This window comes from Aeromonas enterica, from assembly GCF_054052465.1.
The window spans coordinates 44,052-62,454 of the sequence record NZ_JBSTYL010000010.1; the positions used below are offsets into that span (position 1 = coordinate 44,052).

13 protein-coding genes are annotated in these 18,403 nt (G+C 57.3%); 6 read left to right on the plus strand and 7 right to left on the minus strand.

Annotated elements, in window-relative coordinates; translation table 11 throughout:
* Positions 1–7 precede the first annotated feature (7 nt).
* The 7 genes from ACW5XD_RS12510 to ACW5XD_RS12540 form a co-directional block, all read right to left on the minus strand.
* On the minus strand, positions 8–1,726 hold the full coding sequence (locus ACW5XD_RS12510) for a hydrogenase large subunit (protein WP_456495159.1): 1,719 nt from the start codon (positions 1,724–1,726) through the stop codon (positions 8–10).
* A gap of 79 nt (positions 1,727–1,805) precedes the next feature.
* On the minus strand, positions 1,806–2,759 hold the full coding sequence (locus ACW5XD_RS12515; RefSeq protein WP_456495160.1) for a respiratory chain complex I subunit 1 family protein: 954 nt from the start codon (positions 2,757–2,759) through the stop codon (positions 1,806–1,808).
* 1 nt (position 2,760) lies between these two features.
* Positions 2,761–4,632, minus strand: a complete 1,872-nt coding sequence (gene hyfB / locus ACW5XD_RS12520; protein WP_456495161.1) for a hydrogenase 4 subunit B — start codon at positions 4,630–4,632, stop codon at positions 2,761–2,763.
* On the minus strand, positions 4,632–5,297 hold the full coding sequence (locus tag ACW5XD_RS12525; RefSeq protein WP_456495162.1) for a 4Fe-4S dicluster domain-containing protein: 666 nt from the start codon (positions 5,295–5,297) through the stop codon (positions 4,632–4,634). Before ACW5XD_RS12525 ends, hyfB begins: the two co-directional genes overlap by 1 nt.
* A gap of 387 nt (positions 5,298–5,684) precedes the next feature.
* On the minus strand, positions 5,685–7,553 hold the full coding sequence (kup, locus tag ACW5XD_RS12530) for a low affinity potassium transporter Kup (protein WP_456495163.1): 1,869 nt from the start codon (positions 7,551–7,553) through the stop codon (positions 5,685–5,687).
* Positions 7,554–8,170: 617 nt separating this feature from the next.
* Positions 8,171–8,641 (minus strand): deoxycytidylate deaminase, encoded by a 471-nt coding sequence (locus ACW5XD_RS12535; RefSeq protein ID WP_456495164.1) that lies wholly within the window; start codon positions 8,639–8,641, stop codon positions 8,171–8,173.
* 5 nt (positions 8,642–8,646) lie between these two features.
* Positions 8,647–9,993: a B12-binding domain-containing radical SAM protein gene (locus ACW5XD_RS12540; RefSeq protein WP_456495165.1), complete on the minus strand. Its 1,347-nt coding sequence runs from the start codon at positions 9,991–9,993 to the stop codon at positions 8,647–8,649.
* An 898-nt stretch (positions 9,994–10,891) separates the two neighbouring features.
* Here ACW5XD_RS12540 and ACW5XD_RS12545 point away from each other — a divergent pair.
* From ACW5XD_RS12545 to recR, 6 genes are all read left to right on the plus strand, one after another.
* Positions 10,892–11,506 carry a 4Fe-4S dicluster domain-containing protein gene (locus tag ACW5XD_RS12545; RefSeq protein WP_456495166.1) on the plus strand — a complete coding sequence of 205 codons (615 nt, stop codon included), beginning with the start codon at positions 10,892–10,894 and terminating at the stop codon, positions 11,504–11,506.
* A 135-nt stretch (positions 11,507–11,641) separates the two neighbouring features.
* A complete protein-coding gene (fdhF, locus tag ACW5XD_RS12550; RefSeq protein WP_456495167.1) occupies positions 11,642–13,786 on the plus strand; it encodes a formate dehydrogenase subunit alpha in 2,145 nt (714 codons plus the stop codon).
* Positions 13,787–13,868: 82 nt separating this feature from the next.
* On the plus strand, positions 13,869–14,267 hold the full coding sequence (locus ACW5XD_RS12555; protein ID WP_456495168.1) for a hypothetical protein: 399 nt from the start codon (positions 13,869–13,871) through the stop codon (positions 14,265–14,267).
* A 341-nt stretch (positions 14,268–14,608) separates the two neighbouring features.
* Positions 14,609–16,744: a sigma 54-interacting transcriptional regulator gene (locus tag ACW5XD_RS12560; RefSeq protein WP_456495169.1), complete on the plus strand. Its 2,136-nt coding sequence runs from the start codon at positions 14,609–14,611 to the stop codon at positions 16,742–16,744.
* Positions 16,745–16,754: 10 nt separating this feature from the next.
* Positions 16,755–17,579, plus strand: a complete 825-nt coding sequence (gene fdhD / locus ACW5XD_RS12565) for a formate dehydrogenase accessory sulfurtransferase FdhD (RefSeq protein ID WP_456495170.1) — start codon at positions 16,755–16,757, stop codon at positions 17,577–17,579.
* 196 nt (positions 17,580–17,775) lie between these two features.
* A complete protein-coding gene (recR, locus tag ACW5XD_RS12570; RefSeq protein ID WP_456495171.1) occupies positions 17,776–18,378 on the plus strand; it encodes a recombination mediator RecR in 603 nt (200 codons plus the stop codon).
* The last annotated feature ends 25 nt before the right edge of the window (positions 18,379–18,403 follow it).

Genomic DNA, 18,403 nt, shown 5'->3' on the forward strand with positions numbered 1-18,403 from the left:
TGACCCCTTATTTCAGCGGAGAGTTTTTGCGGTCGATGCCGTAACGCTCGATCTCCTTGTAGGAGACCACGGTGGACTTGCCCTTCCTGGGGTCGACCAGGGTGACCCGGTCGGTGCAGGAGTAGCAGGGATCCAGGCTGCCGATGATCAGCGGCGCATCAGCCACGGTATTGCCGCGCAGCATGTAGCGCAGGGCTGGCCAGTTGGCGTAGGTGGCGGCGCGGCAGCGCCAGCGGAACAGCTTCTGGTTATCCCCGGTCATGCTCCAGTGGACGTTCTCGCCACGGGGCGCTTCGGTAAAGCCCAGCGCAAACTTGCCCGGCTGGTAGGTGAAGCCTTCGGTGAGCAGCGGCCCCTCCGGCAGGTGCTCAAGGCCAAACTCAATCATGTCGAGGGAGTCGTAGAGCTCGTGGATGCGCACCAGTACCCGGGACTGCACATCGCAACCCGCCAGGGTCTGGATCTCCATCGGCAGCTCGCGATAGGCAGCAAAGTCGTGGACCCGGCGCACGTCGCGCTTGAAGCCACTCGCCCGCACCATGGGGCCGACGCAGCTGAAATCGCGGGCAATTTGCGGATCGAGACGACCTATCCCCACCAGACGGGAAGATATGTTGGCGGTGTCGAGCAGCATGGCCACCAAGGGTTTGAGCTCGTCACGCAGTTCGCGCACCAGCTGGGCGCCCTTGATGCGATCTTCCTTGAAGATGTCCCGGCGCACCCCGCCAATCAGGTTGAGGCCGTAGGTCTTGCGCGCACCGGTCAGCAGCTCGGCCAGGGTCATGGATTTCTCCCGCACCCGGAAGAACTGCATGAAGCCGGTGTCGAAACCGGTGAAGTGGCTCGACAGGCCGATGTTGAGGATATGGCTGTGCAGGCGCTCCACCTCCAGCAGCACGGCGCGGATCATCTTGGCCCGCTCCGGCACCACAATGCCCATGGCGTTCTCCACCGAGGTGGTGTAGGCGACGCTGTGGGTAAAGCCGCAGATGCCGCAGACCCGGTCGGTCAGAAACGCCACTTCGTTGTAACCCATGCGGGTTTCCGCCAGTTTCTCCATGCCACGATGGACATAGAAGAGGCGGTAGTCGGCATCTATGATGTCTTCCCCATCGACGAACAGACGAAAGTGCCCCGGTTCGTCCGAGGTGATGTGCAGCGGGCCGACCGGCACGATGCGGTTGGCCTCATTGCCCAGCTCGTTGACGAAGGGGTAGGTCTCTGTGTCCGTGGTGGGCATGGGGCGCTGGCGATAATCCATGGCGTCCTTGCGCAGGGGGTGGATATCCTCCGGCCAGTCATCCGGCAGCACCAGACGACGTTCGTCCGGCAGGCCGACGGCGCGCAGGCCATACATGTCGCGGATCTCCCGCTCACCCCATACCGCCGCCGGAATGGTCGGGGTGATGGAGGGGTACTCCTGCTCTATGGCGTTGACCAGCACCTTGACGGTGATCCAGCTCTTGGTGTCGCCCTCCATGGAGAAGACGTGGTAGACGGCGAAGTGGCCGTTCAGGCTGCGTTCGTCATTGGCAAACGAGACCGAGAGCCAGCCTCCCTGCTTGTGGAAGATCAGGCTGGTGAGGGCCACCAGATCGGTGGGCTTGACGGTCAGGGTAGCCTGATCGGCGGTCTGCCACTGCTCGTCGATGATGGCGTGGGGCAGTTGCGCTCGCAGTTGCTGGATGTAGTCGCAACCGATGCGATCCGAAATGGCGATGGTCATGCAGTTCTCACTTTATGTTCGGGAATGAGCAATCGGAAAAGGTGAAATCGAAAAAAGCAGCTGTGATGGCGGGCATGACTTATACCCCGACCAGATAGGCGAGCAGCGCCAGCAGTGCCAGCCCCAGGCCATAGCGGGTGAGCTTGTGGGTGCGCACGAACTGGGTGCGGGCCATGGAATTCTCGATAATGCCCGCAAGTCCAAATGTCACCAGCAGCTTGCAGAGCAGGATCAGGGCTGCCAGCGCCAGTGCGGGCAGACTCCAGTTGGCCGCCTTGCCGAAGGGGAGGAAAATAACTAGGAAGAGCTGCACCACCACCAGTTGCTTGAGGCCCATGCTGAGCTTGAGCAGGGCCAGGCCCGCACCGGAATACTCGGTGAGCGGTCCTTCTTGCAGCTCCTGTTCGGCTTCGGCGCAGTCAAAGGGCAGCTTGCCCATCTCCACAAACACCGCGAAGGCGCAGGCGGCACCGGCCAAGAGGGTTGCGATCGGCGCAGCCAGCGGCTGGTTGGCCACATAGCTGCTGATGTTGCCGAGATCCGAGCTGCCTACCATCATCGCCATGATGAAGCAGGCGAGTACCAGAATGGGCTCCACCAGAATGCCAAGGGTCAGTTCACGGCGGGCACCGATCCCTGCAAACATGCTGCCGCTGTCGAGCCCCGCGAGGGAGAAGAAGAAGCGGAAGATGGCGAACAGATAGATGTCGGTGATGAGATCCCCGGCGATGGGGAAGGGGGACTCGTGAGTCAGGGTCGGCAGCGCCATCCCTACCAGCAACAGGGCGGCGATCAGCAACGCAGGCATCAGGTTGAAGAGGATACCGGCAGGCTCGGGGGTCACCTCTTGGCGGCGCAGGAGCTTGGCGATATCACGGTAATCCTGCAGCAGGCCCGGCCCCTGACGGGAGTGCATCTTGGCTCGTAGCACCCGGTTGAAACCGGTGGCGAGCGGGGCCAGCGCCAGCATGGCGATGGCCTGGGTCAGGGCGAGGGCAACCATGCCCCAGCTCGGCATTTCAAGAACAGGCATATCAGACTCCTACAGCCATCAGGATAAAGAGCGCCAGCACCACGCCATGGAGGATCCAGCCAGTGTTGCCGGGGGCGTCACTCACCCCGTGCAGGGCGCTGGCCAGATCAAGCTGCGGTTGCTTGCGATAGAGCGGCGCGCAGAGCTGGCGCAAGGTGTGGGTGACACCACCGGAGGTGAGGCTCATGCGCTCCTCATAGGCGTAACCACAGGCCCACGGGGTACCGGCGTGACGACGACCGAGCTTGGGCCCCTTGAAGATGGCCAATACCAGCAGCGGAATGAGGAACAGACCCAGCAAGGTGATGGCAATAACGGGCGGGGAGAGGATCGCTTGACTGCTATCCAGCGGCAGCAGGGTGGCGCCGGTGGCCACGTTCATTTGGCTGCTTACCAAGGCTTGGCCATAGCTGGCGATATGGGGGGCAATCCAGGGGGCGCCCAGACCCAGCACCAGACAGACCGCAGCCAGCAGCAGGGTGCCTGCCACCATGGCGCCCGGCACTTCGCGGGCGTGGCTCGCCTTTTCGCTGCGCGGTGCGCCGCAGAAGCAGATGCCATACACCTTGACGAAACACATCACCGCCATGGCGCCGGTCACCGCCAGCATCACTACCGCGAGCGGCGCGACGACAGAAGTGCCGAGTTTGGTCATGGACAGCAGTGCCTGATAGATAAACCACTCGCTGACAAAGCCGTTCAGCGGTGGCAGCGCCGAGATGGCCATGGCACCGATCAGGAACGCCAACGCAGTCCAGGGCATCAGTTTGGCTAGGCCCCCCATCTTGTCCATGTCGCGGGTGTGCAGGCGGAACATCACAGAGCCGGTACCCATAAAGAGCAGGCTCTTGAAGATGGCGTGGTTGAGCAGGTGATAGAGGGCGCCGAGCAGCCCCAGCACCACCAGCGCCGGTTGCTGGTTGGCGATGCCGATCATGCCGATGCCCATCCCCATCAGGATGATGCCGATGTTCTCCACCGTGTGGTAGGCGAGCAGCCGCTTGAGGTCATGCTCGGCCAGCGCAAACAGCACCCCGAGCACCGCCGAGCAGGCACCGAAGATCAGCACCACATAGCCCCACCAGAGCTGGCTGGCGCCGAGAAAATCGATGCTGACCCGCAAGATGCCAAACAGACCCAGCTTGACCATCACGCCGGACATCAGCGCCGATATATGGGAGGGGGCGACTGGCTCGGCCACCGGCAGCCAGCCGTGCAGCGGCACGAAACCGGCGCGCAGGCCAAAGCCGCAGAAGCTGAGCAGGAACACCAGGGATGCCAGGGCGCCCGCCAGATGGTGCTCGCGCAGCGCGGCAAACTCCAGCGAGCCGCTTTCGCGGCAGAGCAGCCAGAAGGCTACCAGCACCAGCGCCATGCCGATATGGTTCATCACCAAGTAGAGACGGCTCTGTTTGGCAGCATCCGGGTTGGTCTTGACCAGCCAGTAGGTGGTGAGGGTCACCAGCTCGTAGCAGAGCAAGAAACCGAGCGCATTGTCGGCCAGCACCATGCCCACCATGGCAAACAGGAAGAGGTTCATCAGTGCGCCGATGGCCACATCGCCCTTGCCCTGATATTCGCGGATATAGGCAAAGGAGTAGAGCGCAACGGCGACGCCGACGGTGCTGATCACCAGCAGCATCAGCGCGGAGAGCATGTCGAGGTGAACCGAGCCCAGCAGCCAGAGCTGGCCGTCGACGGGGGCGCCTTGGGCAAAGATCTGGATGGCGGCGACCAGACCCGCGAGCGAGCCCAGCAGGGCAAAGCCACTGTTGAGGCGGTTGGCCAGTGCGGGCAGCTTTTGCAGCAGCAAACCGGCGGCAGCGCCCAGCAAAAAGAGCAGGAGCGTGGCCATAACAAGGGGGGACAACATCAGCGAACTCCCTCTGTGGTGGATAAATCGGATGCAGGGAGCGCCGTGGCAGGCGCCGAGAAGGCAGAGGCCCCTTGCGGGTTGGTGTCGGCCGCTTGCTGGCGACGGATACGGGCGGCGCGTTCGGTGTCGCCGTCATTGACCAGCTTCAGCGCCTGGGAGGGGCAGGCACCGACACAGGCGGGGCCTTCGGCGCGAAACTCGCACAGGTCGCACTTGACCGCGATGCTGCGCACGCCCGGCTCCCAGCTCAGCAGATCCTCGCCAAAGCAGCGCAGGCCGGCAGAGGTGGAGGGGTTGCTGGAGCGGATGGTACAGGGGATATAGGTGTCGTAACTGGTGGCCACGGCCACCGGGCGGCTGCCGCCGCTCTGAATGGCGCCAAAGGGGCAGGCCACGGCGCAGAGATTGCAGCCGATGCAGAGCGACTCGTTGAGTTGCACGCAATCGCCGGTCTGGCGAATTGCCTCGACCGGGCACACCTTGATGCAGGGGGCATCGTCACAGTGACGGCACTGAACCGGCATGGTCGCCTGCTCATGTCGCATAACGGTTAAACGGGGGGCTTGTTGCAAACCTTGCGCCTTGTGAACCGTGCTGCAGGCCGCCATACAGGTGCCACAGCCGATACACAGCTTGGGGTCAGCGATAACGAAGCGGTTCATAGCCTACCTTGTCGTGTCGCGAACGGAGAGAATAGGGGCAGGATGGCAAAATGCGGGCCAGATTGACTATTGGCGTAAAATTGATCTCAAGTTGTTGTTTTTAAATCACTTTAAATTTCGTATCGAGCCGTGGCTAGGATGCTGCACAGTGTCGAATTGTGACGTTCGTCACTTGTGACGAAGGGGGGAGAGGTTTCGTCACCCCCGGAAACGCGGTATGAGTAGGGTGCAAAGAACGAAATAAATTGCACCGCTCGCCGTGGTTTGCACCCTTCTCCCCTCGCGGGAGAAGGGCTGGGGATGAGGGGGAAAAATGCCCCCGTGGTTAACGGCAAAAAGAGAGGGAGGCCAATGCCTCCCTCTCTTTTGCTGGTGTTCTTTATGCCATCAAATATCCACCTGCGAGCCCAGCTCGATCACCCGGTTGGGCGGGATCTCGAACTGATCCGGCGCGCGCAGGGCGTTGCGCTGCAGCAGCATAAACAGCTTGCCGCGCAGGTAGAGGTACCAGGGGCGCTCCTTCATTATCAGTGACTCGTGGGCCATAAAGAACGAGGTTTCCATCATGCGGCAGCTCAAGCCCTCGGCGTTGCAGCGGTGGAAGATCTCCTCCATGTTGGGGGTCTCGCGCCAGCCGTAGCTGGCCACCACCCGCCAGAAGGTGGGGGAGAGCTGCTCGATGCAGACCCGGCGCACGTTGTGGACGTAGGGCACGTCCTCCACCCGCAGGGTGAGCAGGATTATCCGCTCGTGCAGCACCTTGTTGTGCTTGAGGTTGTGGAGCAGCGCATGGGGGATCACATTGACCACCCGCGACATATAGACGGCTGTGCCCGCCACCCGGGTCGGCGGGGATTTTTCCAGCGAGGCGATCATGGGCTCCAGCGAATTGCCGTGCTCGTTCAGGCGGCGAATGAGCTGGAAGCGCTCGCTCTTCCAGCTGGTCATCAGGGTGAACATGACGGCGCCCAGGGTGAGCGGCAGCCAGCCACCGGAGAAGATCTTGCCCAGGTTGGCGGCAAACAGCGGCACGTCGATGGCCAGCAGCAGGGCGAACAGGGCAGCCACCAGATAGGTGGGCCAGTGCCAGCTGTTCTTGGCCACGGAGCAGAAGAGGATGGAGGTGAGCACCATGGTGCCGGTCACGGCGATGCCGTAGGCCGCTGCCAGATTGCTGGAGTGCTCGAAGCTCATGATGACGATCACCACAGAGATATAGAGCATCCAGTTGATGACGGGAATATAGATCTGGCCGGACTCCTGCTCGGAGGTGTGGACGATGCGGATGGGTGAGAGATAACCGAGCCGCACCGCCTGCCGGGTGAGGGAGAAGACCCCGGAGATCACCGCCTGGGAGGCGATCACGGTCGCCATGGTCGCCAGCACCAGCAGCGGTAGCAACGCCCATTTGGGGGCGAGCAGGAAGAAGGGGTTGGCGATGGCCGCCGGGTTGTCCAGCAGCAGGGCGCCTTGCCCGAAGTAGTTGAGCACCAGGGAGGGCAGCACCACCACAAACCAGGCGAGCCGTATCGGGTTCTTGCCAAAGTGACCCATGTCGGCGTAGAGCGCCTCCACCCCTGTGATGGCCAGCACCACGGCGCCGAGGGCAAAAAACGAGGTGGTCTGGTACTCGGCAAAGAAGCGCAGCGCCCAGATGGGGTTCAGCGCCCCCAACACCTCGGGATTCTGGATGATGCTGCGCAGCCCCAGCACGGCCAGGGTCAGAAACCAGGTGAGCATGATGGGGGCAAACAGCTTGCCCACCATGGCGGTGCCATGTTTTTGAATGGCAAACAGCAGGGTCAGCACCAGCACCGAGAGCGGCACTATATAGGGGTCGAGGGAGGGGGCCATCAGGCTCAAGCCCTCAATGGCCGACATCACCGACATGGCCGGGGTGATCACCACCTCCCCATAGAAGAAGCTGCCGCCAATCAGCCCGAGGATGATCAATACCGGCGTCCAGCGGGGAGAGGCGTTGCGGGTGGCCAGCGACATCAGGGTGAGAATGCCCCCTTCACCGGCGTTGTCGGCCCGCATCACGAAGGAGAGGTACTTGACCGAGACCACCAGGATCAGCAGCCAGAAGATGAGGGAGAGAAATCCCAGGATGGCGGCGGGTTCGGCCCCGATCCCGAATTGACCCGACAGGCACTCTCGCAGGGTATAGAGGGGGCTGGTGCCGATATCACCATAGACCACGCCAATCGCCGCCAGCGTGACGCCGGACAGGGCTTGTTTGTTATCACAGCTCATGAGGTTATCTTGTTACACGTTTGCCAAAGCACAAGGGCCCGAACGATCAGGAAAAATCCTGATATTCAATCGGGATAGTATTAAGAAATTGCGATGGGAAAGGGAGCTAACTGGATATAAAGGGGCTCATTATGGGACACAGTCTGTTCATCTGCCGTTAAGCGTATGATGACACACCCATCGTGGGTTTATGCTCTGGTATAAATAATCAAAAGGGACTTTTGAACGAAATTATTAATTATCCATTGATTGAAATAACCCGTCGGGATGCGTACAAGCGTTTGTTTTCTCTGAGTATCCATGTTGGTCAGAGTTTTCAATCAGACTGGCTGAAAAATAGACGATAAAATGCTGACCAATAAATTGATGGTGCTGTGGGTAAAGAGGTCGAAATTGGGTGGCGATAGAGTCTTTATTTGGTGGGGCAGGGCTGGAAGGAGAAAGGAAGTGGCCACAACAGTAGCCACTATCAAGTAAAATGAGAGAGGATATATACGTAGGGTGCAATGAACGAAGTGAATTGCACCGATAATTAAATGAAGAGCAGAGGTGCAATGCGTTGCGCTTATTGCACCCTACAGTATTAAACTTGGATTCTTAGCCTATAGAGGCTATCGTCAAGATTCTTCTATGGAGTAAAAATCAACAGTGATCCCTGCTTCGATAAACATATCGTATGCGGTTTTTCCACTTCTATCCCACTTAGAGTCACTGTTACCTGGTTGCAACGCAACAATCCGTTTAATTCCTGCCTGTATTATTGAACCGGCACATCGTGCACATATTGGTTTTCCCCAGACATAGATTGTGGAGCCAAATGCCCGTGAACCTGCAGCAATAATAGCATTTACTTCGGCATGAACTACTAACTCCAATTTTATTTCTTGGTCATTTAGTCTTTCTGCTGAGTCTTCTATACCCATTGGAAATCCATTATATCCAATAGAAATATCACCTCCCTTTTTTGTGAACAGAACTGCACCAACTTGCGCATTTGGGTCTTTTGACCATGTCGATACATGCTTTGATAATTCACAAAACCGTTGATCCCATTTATTCATAGGACTACTTGAAAACATGAGTTTCATTGATTTTATCCTTTGAGGTTGGAAAAACTATAATCGCCGTTTTCTTGATTTATATCATTCATGAAATCGGTATAGGAGTAATTTCTTGGGAAATATGAAAAAGATTTTAAGTAGTAATAGTCTTCAGCACTCATAAAGGCCTTGGATATTTCTTTCGATATTCTTAATGAATCATAATAAGTGATTTCTTTACTGAGATTTAAATGTGTTATTCCTATTTGGTTCATAGGAAGTGCATCGGCACCTAGGCTAGATAGCATCTTGATGAAATCTTTTTTATTATCATCCCAACCAAATGCTATAACGGGGCCAACAGAAACACCTTTAATTAATTTTTTATGCTTTTCTAACCAATCATATGTCTCACTGATGGTGGATTTATTTTCACCTGCGAAGAGCATTATGTTAATTTTTACGTCTATCTTTGATTCATTAAGGGTATGTAGTAGTTCAGATGCCCTATCTAAATATTCAGTAGGTCTATTAGTTTTTTGCATTCTTTCTAGTTGTATAGGTGACGCACTTTCCAAACCCAAGTCTAATACTTTCAATCCAGACTCAGCTAATAATGGAATAATATCTTTTCTCAAAGTATCGACTCTTGATTCTGCTCTCCATTCAAAAAAACATGAATTAATATTTTGTTGTTCAATTAACTTTTTTGTCCATGTTGCATTAGGTTGGAAAAGAGAAGCTTCAAAATAAACATTCATTTTATTAAGATTGTCATGTAACAGTATATTTTTAGCTTCTCCTATTATTATTTTTGGATCTTTGGGTGCAAGTAATATTTCATTTCTTTCTTGGCAGAAGCTGCATCCTCTACCACAGCCTCTAGATACTTCAATTGCTGCTTGATAAAGATGTCTTCTATGTAAAATTGTGTAATCTAAGCAAGAATATGATGACTGGCTATCATTTATATTTAGAATTTCAGTAATAGCTCCCTCACCTAGTCCATCAATGATCGAACCAACTTCTGGTAATTCTCTGTGAAGTAACTCAGCTTGTCCATCAATAACCCATCTCCCCCCTAAAACGAGACGTACAGAGGGGAATTTTGATTTTAATCTCTCCGTAAATTCTTTTAACCATGATAGGGCATAAAAACTAGGCATGGAGATAAATACGGGTTTTTTTGTATATCCTATACCGAGGGTTATACACTCATTTAAAAAATCATCAGGGCTTGAAAAATTTCCATGAAGTAATATAGGATTAAAGCCAGACTTTTTGGCAATGGATGCCAATCCTAGTAACCCATAGTTTAAATATAAATTTCTTTTGTTAATTATATTTGGTGACTTTTTTACATCTTTTTGGCCTGCACTAATGAAAAATAAATCATGCATTTTAATTTTCTTACTATAAAGTTACAGTTATAGGTTATCTACAAGAGCCATTTTTCCCATCGGTTCTACAGCTAATCAGTCTAGTGAATGGCGAATTGGATGCTCTTATAATATATTCCTGATTACATTCAGGACAGTAATACTCTTCTAGTTCTTCATGGCCTATTTGACCAGAGACAATAACCTTGAATAAAGCACCACAATGGCATGTTTGTACGAAATTTTCTTTTTCATAACAATTATGTGGATTATTCATTGCTTCCTCTTTTATGGATGCTATCCATTGTTATTCTAACTTCGTACATACAATTTTTATAAATCAGCTCTATTGGAGCTTTATTTTCAAGTGAGCATAATACCCAATTGAGTAGAAAGAAAAACTAATAAAGGAGTAATACCTGCCGTAGATCAACAAACTTGTCATTTGTTGGGTTGTTTTTGCTCGGCCATGGCTGTATGAAGTTGGGCGTGTGGATAGTAAAAACAAACAACTGACCGCACCAGAATCTCTCTAATGGCGATGTTTTCGTTTTCTAAACGCATCGAACTCACTGGTAACGCACCGCTGATCAGGTGCCGTTTATCCCCCGCTTATTAAGCGGGGCAGGGGCCTGTCAGCCGGTGTCGAGCTCGTCACTTTTGTCGTGTCGATCACAGTTCTGCGAGTCGCTCGTCATCGTCACCAGTCCGAAAATCTCACTTCTGCATTCTGATTAACCCTTTATTTTCAGTTGCTTGCGAATTTTATTTCGTTCGCTCCCGCTTTTGGTCTGATAAATGCTTTGTGGGTGAGCCGGCTGCGTCGTCGGTGTGCGAGTGTGGGCCCCCTGGGCGATGACACTTGGGCATGCCGGGTGATGCCAGTGCGGCAGTAACGAAACATTTAGGATCCCTCTCTATGAACAGCTTCGTGATTGCAGATCCCAGTCTTTGTATTGGGTGTCGTACCTGTGAAGTGGCCTGCGCCGTGTCACACCAGTCAACGTCCTGCACGGGTACCGTTGAGCGGGAGAGCGGCCTGCGTCTTGCCATCGAGGATGGACATCTGGTCTCCAAGGACAGCTATTTCCAGCCGCGCCTGAAGGTGATCGTGGGCAGCAAGGTGACCACGCCTGTGCTCTGCCGCCAATGTGAAGACAAGCCTTGTGCTGTGGCCTGCCCCAACAATGCCATTGTCAGCGAGGATGGTTGCGTCAAGGTGCTGCAGGCGCGCTGCATCGGCTGCAAATCCTGCGTGGTGGCCTGTCCTTACGGTGCCATGGCGGTGGTGGTGAAAGAGGTGGCCCCCAAAGCCGATGCGCTGTTCAAGCGCCCGCAGACCAAGGCGCAAGCCTTGAAGTGCGATCTCTGCCGTCATCGCGAGGCGGGCCCGGCCTGTGTCGAGGTGTGCCCGACCCAGGCGCTGCGCTTGGTGACCCCGGAATCCCTTGGCGAGCTGAACCGCCAGAAGCAGCTGGCCAGTGCCGAGGCGATGGCGGCCTGCCAGCGCCAGCCGGTGTTGGCACAAGGGTAATGCATTGGATGGCGTGCGCAGGCCCTTGCTGGCCACCGCTTGCGCCTCTGTGCTCTCTACCCCTGACAAGCCATTTTCGTTAAAGGTCTTTTATCGTTAACAGCCTTTTACCGTTAACAAACAAGAGTGTGAGTCATGAAAAAAGTCATTACCGTCTGCCCCTATTGCGGCACTGGTTGCAAGATCAACCTGCTGGTTGAAAACGACAAGGTGGTGGGGGCCGAAGGCGCCAACGGCCGGACCAACGAGGGGCAGCTCTGCCTCAAGGGTTATTACGGTTGGGATTTTCTCAACGACACCAACCTGCTGACCCCCCGTCTCAAGAGCCCTATGATCCGCCGCGAGCGCGGTGGCAAGCTCGAATCCGTCTCCTGGGATGAGGCGATCGACTTTGCCAGCAGCCGTCTGGCTGCCATCAAGGCGAAGTACGGTGCCGACGCCATCATGACCACAGGCTCGGCCCGTGGCCCTGGCAACGAAGCCAACTATGTGATGCAAAAATTTGCCCGCGCTGTGCTGGGGACGAACAACGTCGACCACTGCGCGAGGGTGTGACACGCACCCTCAGTCTCCGGTCTGGAGACAACTGTAGGCAACGGCGCCATGAGCAACGCCATTCCCGAAATTCAAGAGACCAAGTGCCTGCTGGTGTTTGGTTACAACGCTGCTGACTCTCACCCCATCGTCGCCCGCCATATTCTCAAGGCGAAGGCGAACGGGGCCAAGGTGATTGTGTGTGATCCCCGCATGGTGGAGACCGCCCGCATCGCCGATCAGTGGCTGCCGCTCAAAAACGGCTCCAACATGGCGCTGGTCAACGCCTTCGGCAACGTGCTGATCGCCGAGAACCTCTATGACAAGGCGTTCGTCGCCAACTACACCGAGGGGTTTGAGACCTACAAGGCGCTGGTAGCCAAGTACACCCCGGAATACGTGGAGGGGATCACCGGCCTTAAAGCCGCCGATATCCGCGCCGCCATTCGCACCTATGCCGCCTCGCCTGCGTCCATGATCCTGTGGGGCATGGGGGTGACCCAGTACGGTCAGGCGGTGGACGTGGTCAAGGGGCTCGCCGGGATTGCGCTGCTGACCGGCAACTTCGGTCGCCGTGGCACCGGCTGCGGCCCGGTGCGCGGCCAGAACAACGTGCAGGGCACCTGCGACATGGGGATGCTGCCCCACCAGTTCCCGGGCTATCAGTCCGTGGCCGATCCCGTCATCAGTGCCAAGTTTGCCAAGGCCTGGGGCGTGGAGTCGCTTTCCCAGAAACCGGGTTATCGCCTGACCGAGCTCAGCCACAAGGTCGAAGAGGGCAAGTGCAAGGCCTTCTATATCTTTGGCGAAGATCCGGCCCAGACCGAGGCCGACCTGGCCCAGTTCAGGCGCACCCTGGGTGGCATGGATCTGGTGATAGTGCAGGACATCTTCATGACCCAGACCGCCGAGATGGCGGATGTGATCCTGCCCGCCACCAGTTGGGGCGAGCACGAGGGGGTTTACAGCTCGGCGGATCGCGGCTTCCAGCGCTTCTACAAGGCGGTGACACCCCCCGAGAACGTGAAACCCGACTGGGCCATCTTCTCGCTGATGGCCACCGCCATGGGCTATCCCATGGAGTACCGGGATACCAACCAGATCTGGGACGAGATGCGCGCCCTTTGCCCGCTCTATACCGGGGTCAGCTATGACAAGATGGCGGATCTCAAGAGCGTGCAGTGGCCCTGTCCGACCGAGGATCACCCGGGCACCAGCACATTGTTCGAGGGCAATGTGTTCACCACCCCGAGTGGCAAGGGCCAGCTGATTGCCTCCGAGTGGCGGGCACCGCTGGAGCAGCCTTGTGCCGAGTATCCGCTGGTGCTCTCCACAGTGCGGGAGGTGGGTCACTACTCCTGCCGCTCCATGACAGGCAACTGCTCTGCGCTGCAGACCCTGGCCGATGAGCCCGGCTATGTGCAGATCCACCCGAGCGATGCGAAAAAGCTTGGGGTGAAGGATCAGGCGCTGGTCTGGATCTCGTCGCGACGCGGCAAGGTGATCACCCGGGCCAACTACAACGAGCGGGTCAACGCCGGTGTGGTCTACATGACCTACCAGTGGTGGATCGGGGCGTGCAACGAGCTGACCATAGAGCACCTTGATCCGGTCTCCTACACCCCCGAGTACAAGTACTGCGCGGTGAAGATTGAGCGCATCGAGGATCAGCCTGAGGCGGAAGTGTACGTCCAGACTGAATACAGCGCGCTCAAGGCGAAATTGCGCAGCGCCGCCAAAGGGTAATCGTCGTTAAATAAAGTGGATCCAGGCTCTGTTCACAGGGCCCGGATCCCCTCATCCTTTTTTCAGCTGGCAGGTGTCCTTCATGAAAAATGAATTAACTCTCTCATTCGGGATCTTTTATGTTTCCGCTTATTTTCTGGTGATGTTATTGGGGCTGGTCTGCTTCTGGTGGCACGACGAGTTGATATTTCTGCTGGGGTTCGGTTTCTTCGGCTGTTTCATCGCCGCGCGCATCGCCATGGGCGCCGTGCTGGCGGCGCTGAGCGTGCAGGCGGCCTGGCTGATAGCCTTTATCTCCACCACCCTGGTCAACGGCCTGCTGATGGGGTTGCTGGCGCTGGTGATCCTGCTCACCCATCAGGCGGTGTCTGCAGAAATAGCCGACAATATCAGTGGGTTATTGATTGCATTCCAACTGCTGTCGGCTGGCTTCATCCTGGGTGGGCTCAAGCTCTACAACTACCAGATCATCTCCTCCTGATATGCGACAACGGACCTGCGCGGAAAAGGAGGCTATCCGGTCATTATGTGCCGTGAACCACGGCTATATTGGCGATATATTTCTATATGCTGGGAAATAGGTTTTGACGGGCAATGAATATTGCATGGCGCCGCTCTGGTTGTAATGGGGGTAGGGCTACCTTATTATGCGACGGGTAGTGATAGGCTATTTCAACGCATGTTAGTTTTTATAATTAAGCGTTAAGTTTTTAAAAATTAATTATAACATCTGACGGTTCTGGCTGACCTGTTGTCTACCGTCGTTGCTGACCGCAATGTGCCTGCAATCTTTTGCCCATATAGATGTAACGTGAGGCCAGAATGCTGAATGTGAGTGCCATCCCTCTGGACGAGATCTCTCCCATCTGGGATGACGGTTTCCTCCTGCTCTCCAAATCCCTGCTGTCGGCCGTGACACTCGATGATTTTATCCACAAACTCAACAAGATAGATGCCAGCTTTGGCGGGGTGACCCGGGTCAACCTGATCCTCAACATGGGGGCGGACGAAGAGGCCATCTTCTACTTCATGGGCGCGATCGGCCCAAAGCACTTGGTCTGCCCCAAGGCAGAGCTTCACTTTTCCCCTCGTCCCACCAGAGAAACCCAGGAACAGGCCATCATTCTCTCTGCCGCCCGCTTTGAGAATCGTTGCCCGGCCCTTGATAGCGAAGGGGTCTACGCGGGGTTGCGCTCCTACTGTCAGCTGCCCATCACCACAGCCCGCAGCCATCTTGGTGGGGTCGAATTTATCAACACCCAGCTCGACAGCTTCACCATGGAGACCCTGGCCAAGCTGACCCAGCTGGCAGCCATCGTCGCCATCGCGCTCGAAAACGTGCTCGACAAGGAGCGCACCCTGGAGCAGGCCAACTCCCTGCGTCTGGAGCGCGACAGCTGCAAGATCCTGGTGGATGTCACCAATGCGGTGATTAAATTGGTGCGCATCGCCGAGCTGCCGAGGAGCCTTTTCTCCATACTGCAGCACCACTTCTCCATCAGCAGTCTGTGTCTGGCGGAGTACAACGCCACCTCCGACAGCTTCAAGAGCTATCTGGTCAATCAGCAGGAGTGCGATCAGCCCGGCATCATCAACCACTCCTGTTTCGAGAAGAACTGTCTGCAGGGGGCGCTCGGTCACAGCGAGCCCTTCTTCATCTATCGGGAACAGGGTCACGGCTGCAATTCGAGCTGCCGCTTCAGCTCCCAGATACTGCCGGCCGATGCGGACAGCTCCTGCATACTGCCGCTGCGCTATCGGGGTAATCTGCTGGGGGTCTTGATCCTCTCCCACCCGCATGCCGACTTTTTTGCCGACATCGATATTTCCCTGCTGGAGCAGGTGGCGGCCCGCACCGCCATTGCCATGAACAATGTGCAGGCGCAGCAGGAGATCTCCAACACCACGGGTGCCCGCGAGAAGACCATTCGCATCAACGAGCCGCAGATGCAGGGGGAGTTCCCCCACATCATCTACCAGAGCGCGGTGATGGAGAGCGTGCTGGAGAAGGTGCGGCTGGTGGCCGAGAGCGACAGTACCGTGCTGATCCTGGGGGAAACCGGCACTGGCAAGGAGCTGATCGCCCAGGCCATTCATCAACTCAGCATGCGCAGCGACCACGAGATGGTGAAGGTGAACTGCGCCGCCATTCCCACCGGCCTCATCGAGAGCGATCTGTTCGGCCATGAGAAGGGGGCCTTCACCGGTGCCCTGGCCCAGCGCATCGGTCGCTTCGAGCGGGCCCACAAGGGCACATTGTTTCTGGACGAGGTGGGGGACATGCCGCTGGACCTGCAGCCCAAGCTATTGCGGGTATTGCAGGAACATGAGCTGGAGCGGGTGGGCAACAGCAACCCCATCGCCATCGACGTGCGGCTGGTGGCGGCCACCAACTGCGATCTGCTCTCCATGGTCAAGAACAAGCGCTTTAGAAGCGACCTCTACTACCGGCTCAACGTCTTTCCCATCGAGTTGCCGCCCCTGCGCGAGCGGCGCGAGGATATCCCGCTCCTGGTCAACTTCTTCATCAAGAAGATCGCCAAGCGGATGCGCCGCAACATCACCTCGATCCCGGCCGATGCCATGAAGATGCTGGTGTCGCTGCCCTGGTACGGCAACATCCGCGAGCTGGAAAACATCATAGAGCGCGCCGTGGTGATGACCCGGGGCCATGTACTCAACCTCTCGCCGGACGAGCTGATGCCGCTCAAGGGCTATCACAAGATAGAGACCCTGGTCTATGACGAGCCCGAGCAGGCCTTGTTCAAGGGGGGCGACGGCCAGAGCGGCGCGGTGGAGGACGAGCGCCAGACCATCATAGACACCTTGCGCGAATGCAACGGCATAGTCGCGGGGGATCGGGGCGCCGCCAACCGGCTCGGCATGAAACGCACCACCCTGTTGTCGAAGATGAAACGGCTCGGTATTTCGGCGAAAGCCCCCCAGACCCTCAATTAAGGGCTCCAAGATGTTGCTCGAACTCGATAGCGATACCCCGCAGGCGCTTAGCGCCCACCGGGAGGTGGTCCATTACCAGCGCGACGGCGTCACCACGGATAGCGCCATGCAGCTGCCCTGCGAAACCCCGGTGGCGCTGGTCTATAACGGCATAGCCCATAGCGTCATGATGTGTTCGGCCGCCGATCTGGAGGACTTTGCCATCGGCTTCTCGCTTTCCGAGGGGATCATCGATGCCCTGCGGGACATCCACGATATCGAGCAGGTCGATGGCTGTCAGGGCATAGAGCTGCATATCACCCTGGCCAATCGCTGCGTCCATCGCCTGAAAGAGAAGCGGCGTACCCTGGCGGGGCGCACGGGGTGCGGCATCTGCGGCAGCGAGAGCCTGGAGCAGGTGGTGCGCACTTTGCCCCGGCTGCCGGACAGCCAGCGCTTCGAGGTGATCCTGATCGACAAGGTGCTGGCGGCGCTGCGACCCTTGCAGTTGCTGGGGCAGAGCACGGGCGCCACCCATGCCGCCGTCCATGTGGATGGTGCGGGCAACATCCTGGCCATTCGCGAGGACGTGGGGCGCCATATCGCGCTCGACAAGTTGGTGGGCCATCTGCAGCGCAGCGGTCGGCGCGACGGTGCCATTCTGGTGACCAGCCGCGCCAGTTTCGAGATGGTACAAAAGTGCGCCAGCGCCGGCGTGGAGATCCTGCTCGCCATCTCGGCCGCCACCGAACTGGCGGTCGAGCAGGCGGAGCAGACCGGGCTCACCCTGGTGGGCTTTTGCCGCCCGGGCCGCGCCGAGATCTACAGCGGTCGTCAGCGCATCCTGCTGGGGTAGCGTAGCCTTGGTCACACCCTGATCCGATCGGCGATGTCATCGTGCCGGCAGGCACAAGGTCATTGGCGGACGGGGGGCGGCTCGGGTATAGTCCTGCGCCAACAAGATTGGTTCGGCCGGGCGAAGAGCAACCCGCACCCGCAAGGGCTGCCTGAGGTCGCCGTCCGCCGACACAGCGTCAAAGGATACTTAGCCCATGAAATTCAGCCCCTTGCTGGATGAGATGATGAAGGCCCTGCAGGTGCTGCCGGGGGTTGGTCCCAAGTCGGCCCAGCGCATGGCGTTCACCCTGCTCGAGCGCGAGCGCAGCGGCGGCTTGCGTCTGGCCCAGCTGCTCAACCGGGCGCTGACCGAGATAGGTCACTGCAGCCACTGCCGTACCTTCACCGAGAACACGCTTTGCGAGATCTGCGCCAATCCCAAGCGCGAAGAGAGCGGCCTGCTGTGCGTGGTGGAGAGTCCGGCGGATGTGGCCGCCATCGAGCACACGGGCCAGTTTTCCGGCCGTTACTTCGTGCTGATGGGGCACCTGTCACCCCTCGATGGCATAGGGCCGGAAGAGCTGGGGCTGGAGATACTGGAGCGACGGTTGAAAGACGAGGCGATCAGCGAGCTTATTCTGGCTACCAACCCCACCATCGAGGGGGATGCCACCGCTTGGTACATCGCCGACATGGCCCGCGCCGCCGGCGTCAAGGTGAGCCGGATTGCCCACGGGGTGCCGGTGGGTGGCGAGCTGGAGCTGGTGGACGGCACCACGCTCTCCCACTCCCTGATGGGGCGTCAGCCCCTGAATTGAGTCAGCGCCAGCCCCTCAATTGGGC

Excerpts from the sequence above, each read along its gene's own strand:
- hyfB (WP_456495161.1), bottom strand. The coding sequence starts at position 4,632 with ATGTTGTCCCCCCTTGTTATGGCCACGCTCCTGCTCTTTTTGCTGGGC.
- ACW5XD_RS12545 (WP_456495166.1), top strand. The coding sequence starts at position 10,892 with ATGAACAGCTTCGTGATTGCAGATCCCAGTCTTTGTATTGGGTGTCGT.
- ACW5XD_RS12535 (WP_456495164.1), bottom strand. The coding sequence starts at position 8,641 with ATGAAACTCATGTTTTCAAGTAGTCCTATGAATAAATGGGATCAACGG.
- ACW5XD_RS12515 (WP_456495160.1), bottom strand. The coding sequence starts at position 2,759 with ATGCCTGTTCTTGAAATGCCGAGCTGGGGCATGGTTGCCCTCGCCCTG.
- ACW5XD_RS12510 (WP_456495159.1), bottom strand. The coding sequence starts at position 1,726 with ATGACCATCGCCATTTCGGATCGCATCGGTTGCGACTACATCCAGCAA.
- recR (WP_456495171.1), top strand. The coding sequence starts at position 17,776 with ATGAAATTCAGCCCCTTGCTGGATGAGATGATGAAGGCCCTGCAGGTG.
- ACW5XD_RS12540 (WP_456495165.1), bottom strand. The coding sequence starts at position 9,993 with ATGCATGATTTATTTTTCATTAGTGCAGGCCAAAAAGATGTAAAAAAG.
- ACW5XD_RS12560 (WP_456495169.1), top strand. The coding sequence starts at position 14,609 with ATGCTGAATGTGAGTGCCATCCCTCTGGACGAGATCTCTCCCATCTGG.
- ACW5XD_RS12555 (WP_456495168.1), top strand. The coding sequence starts at position 13,869 with ATGAAAAATGAATTAACTCTCTCATTCGGGATCTTTTATGTTTCCGCT.
- kup (WP_456495163.1), bottom strand. The coding sequence starts at position 7,553 with ATGAGCTGTGATAACAAACAAGCCCTGTCCGGCGTCACGCTGGCGGCG.
- ACW5XD_RS12525 (WP_456495162.1), bottom strand. The coding sequence starts at position 5,297 with ATGAACCGCTTCGTTATCGCTGACCCCAAGCTGTGTATCGGCTGTGGC.
- fdhD (WP_456495170.1), top strand. The coding sequence starts at position 16,755 with ATGTTGCTCGAACTCGATAGCGATACCCCGCAGGCGCTTAGCGCCCAC.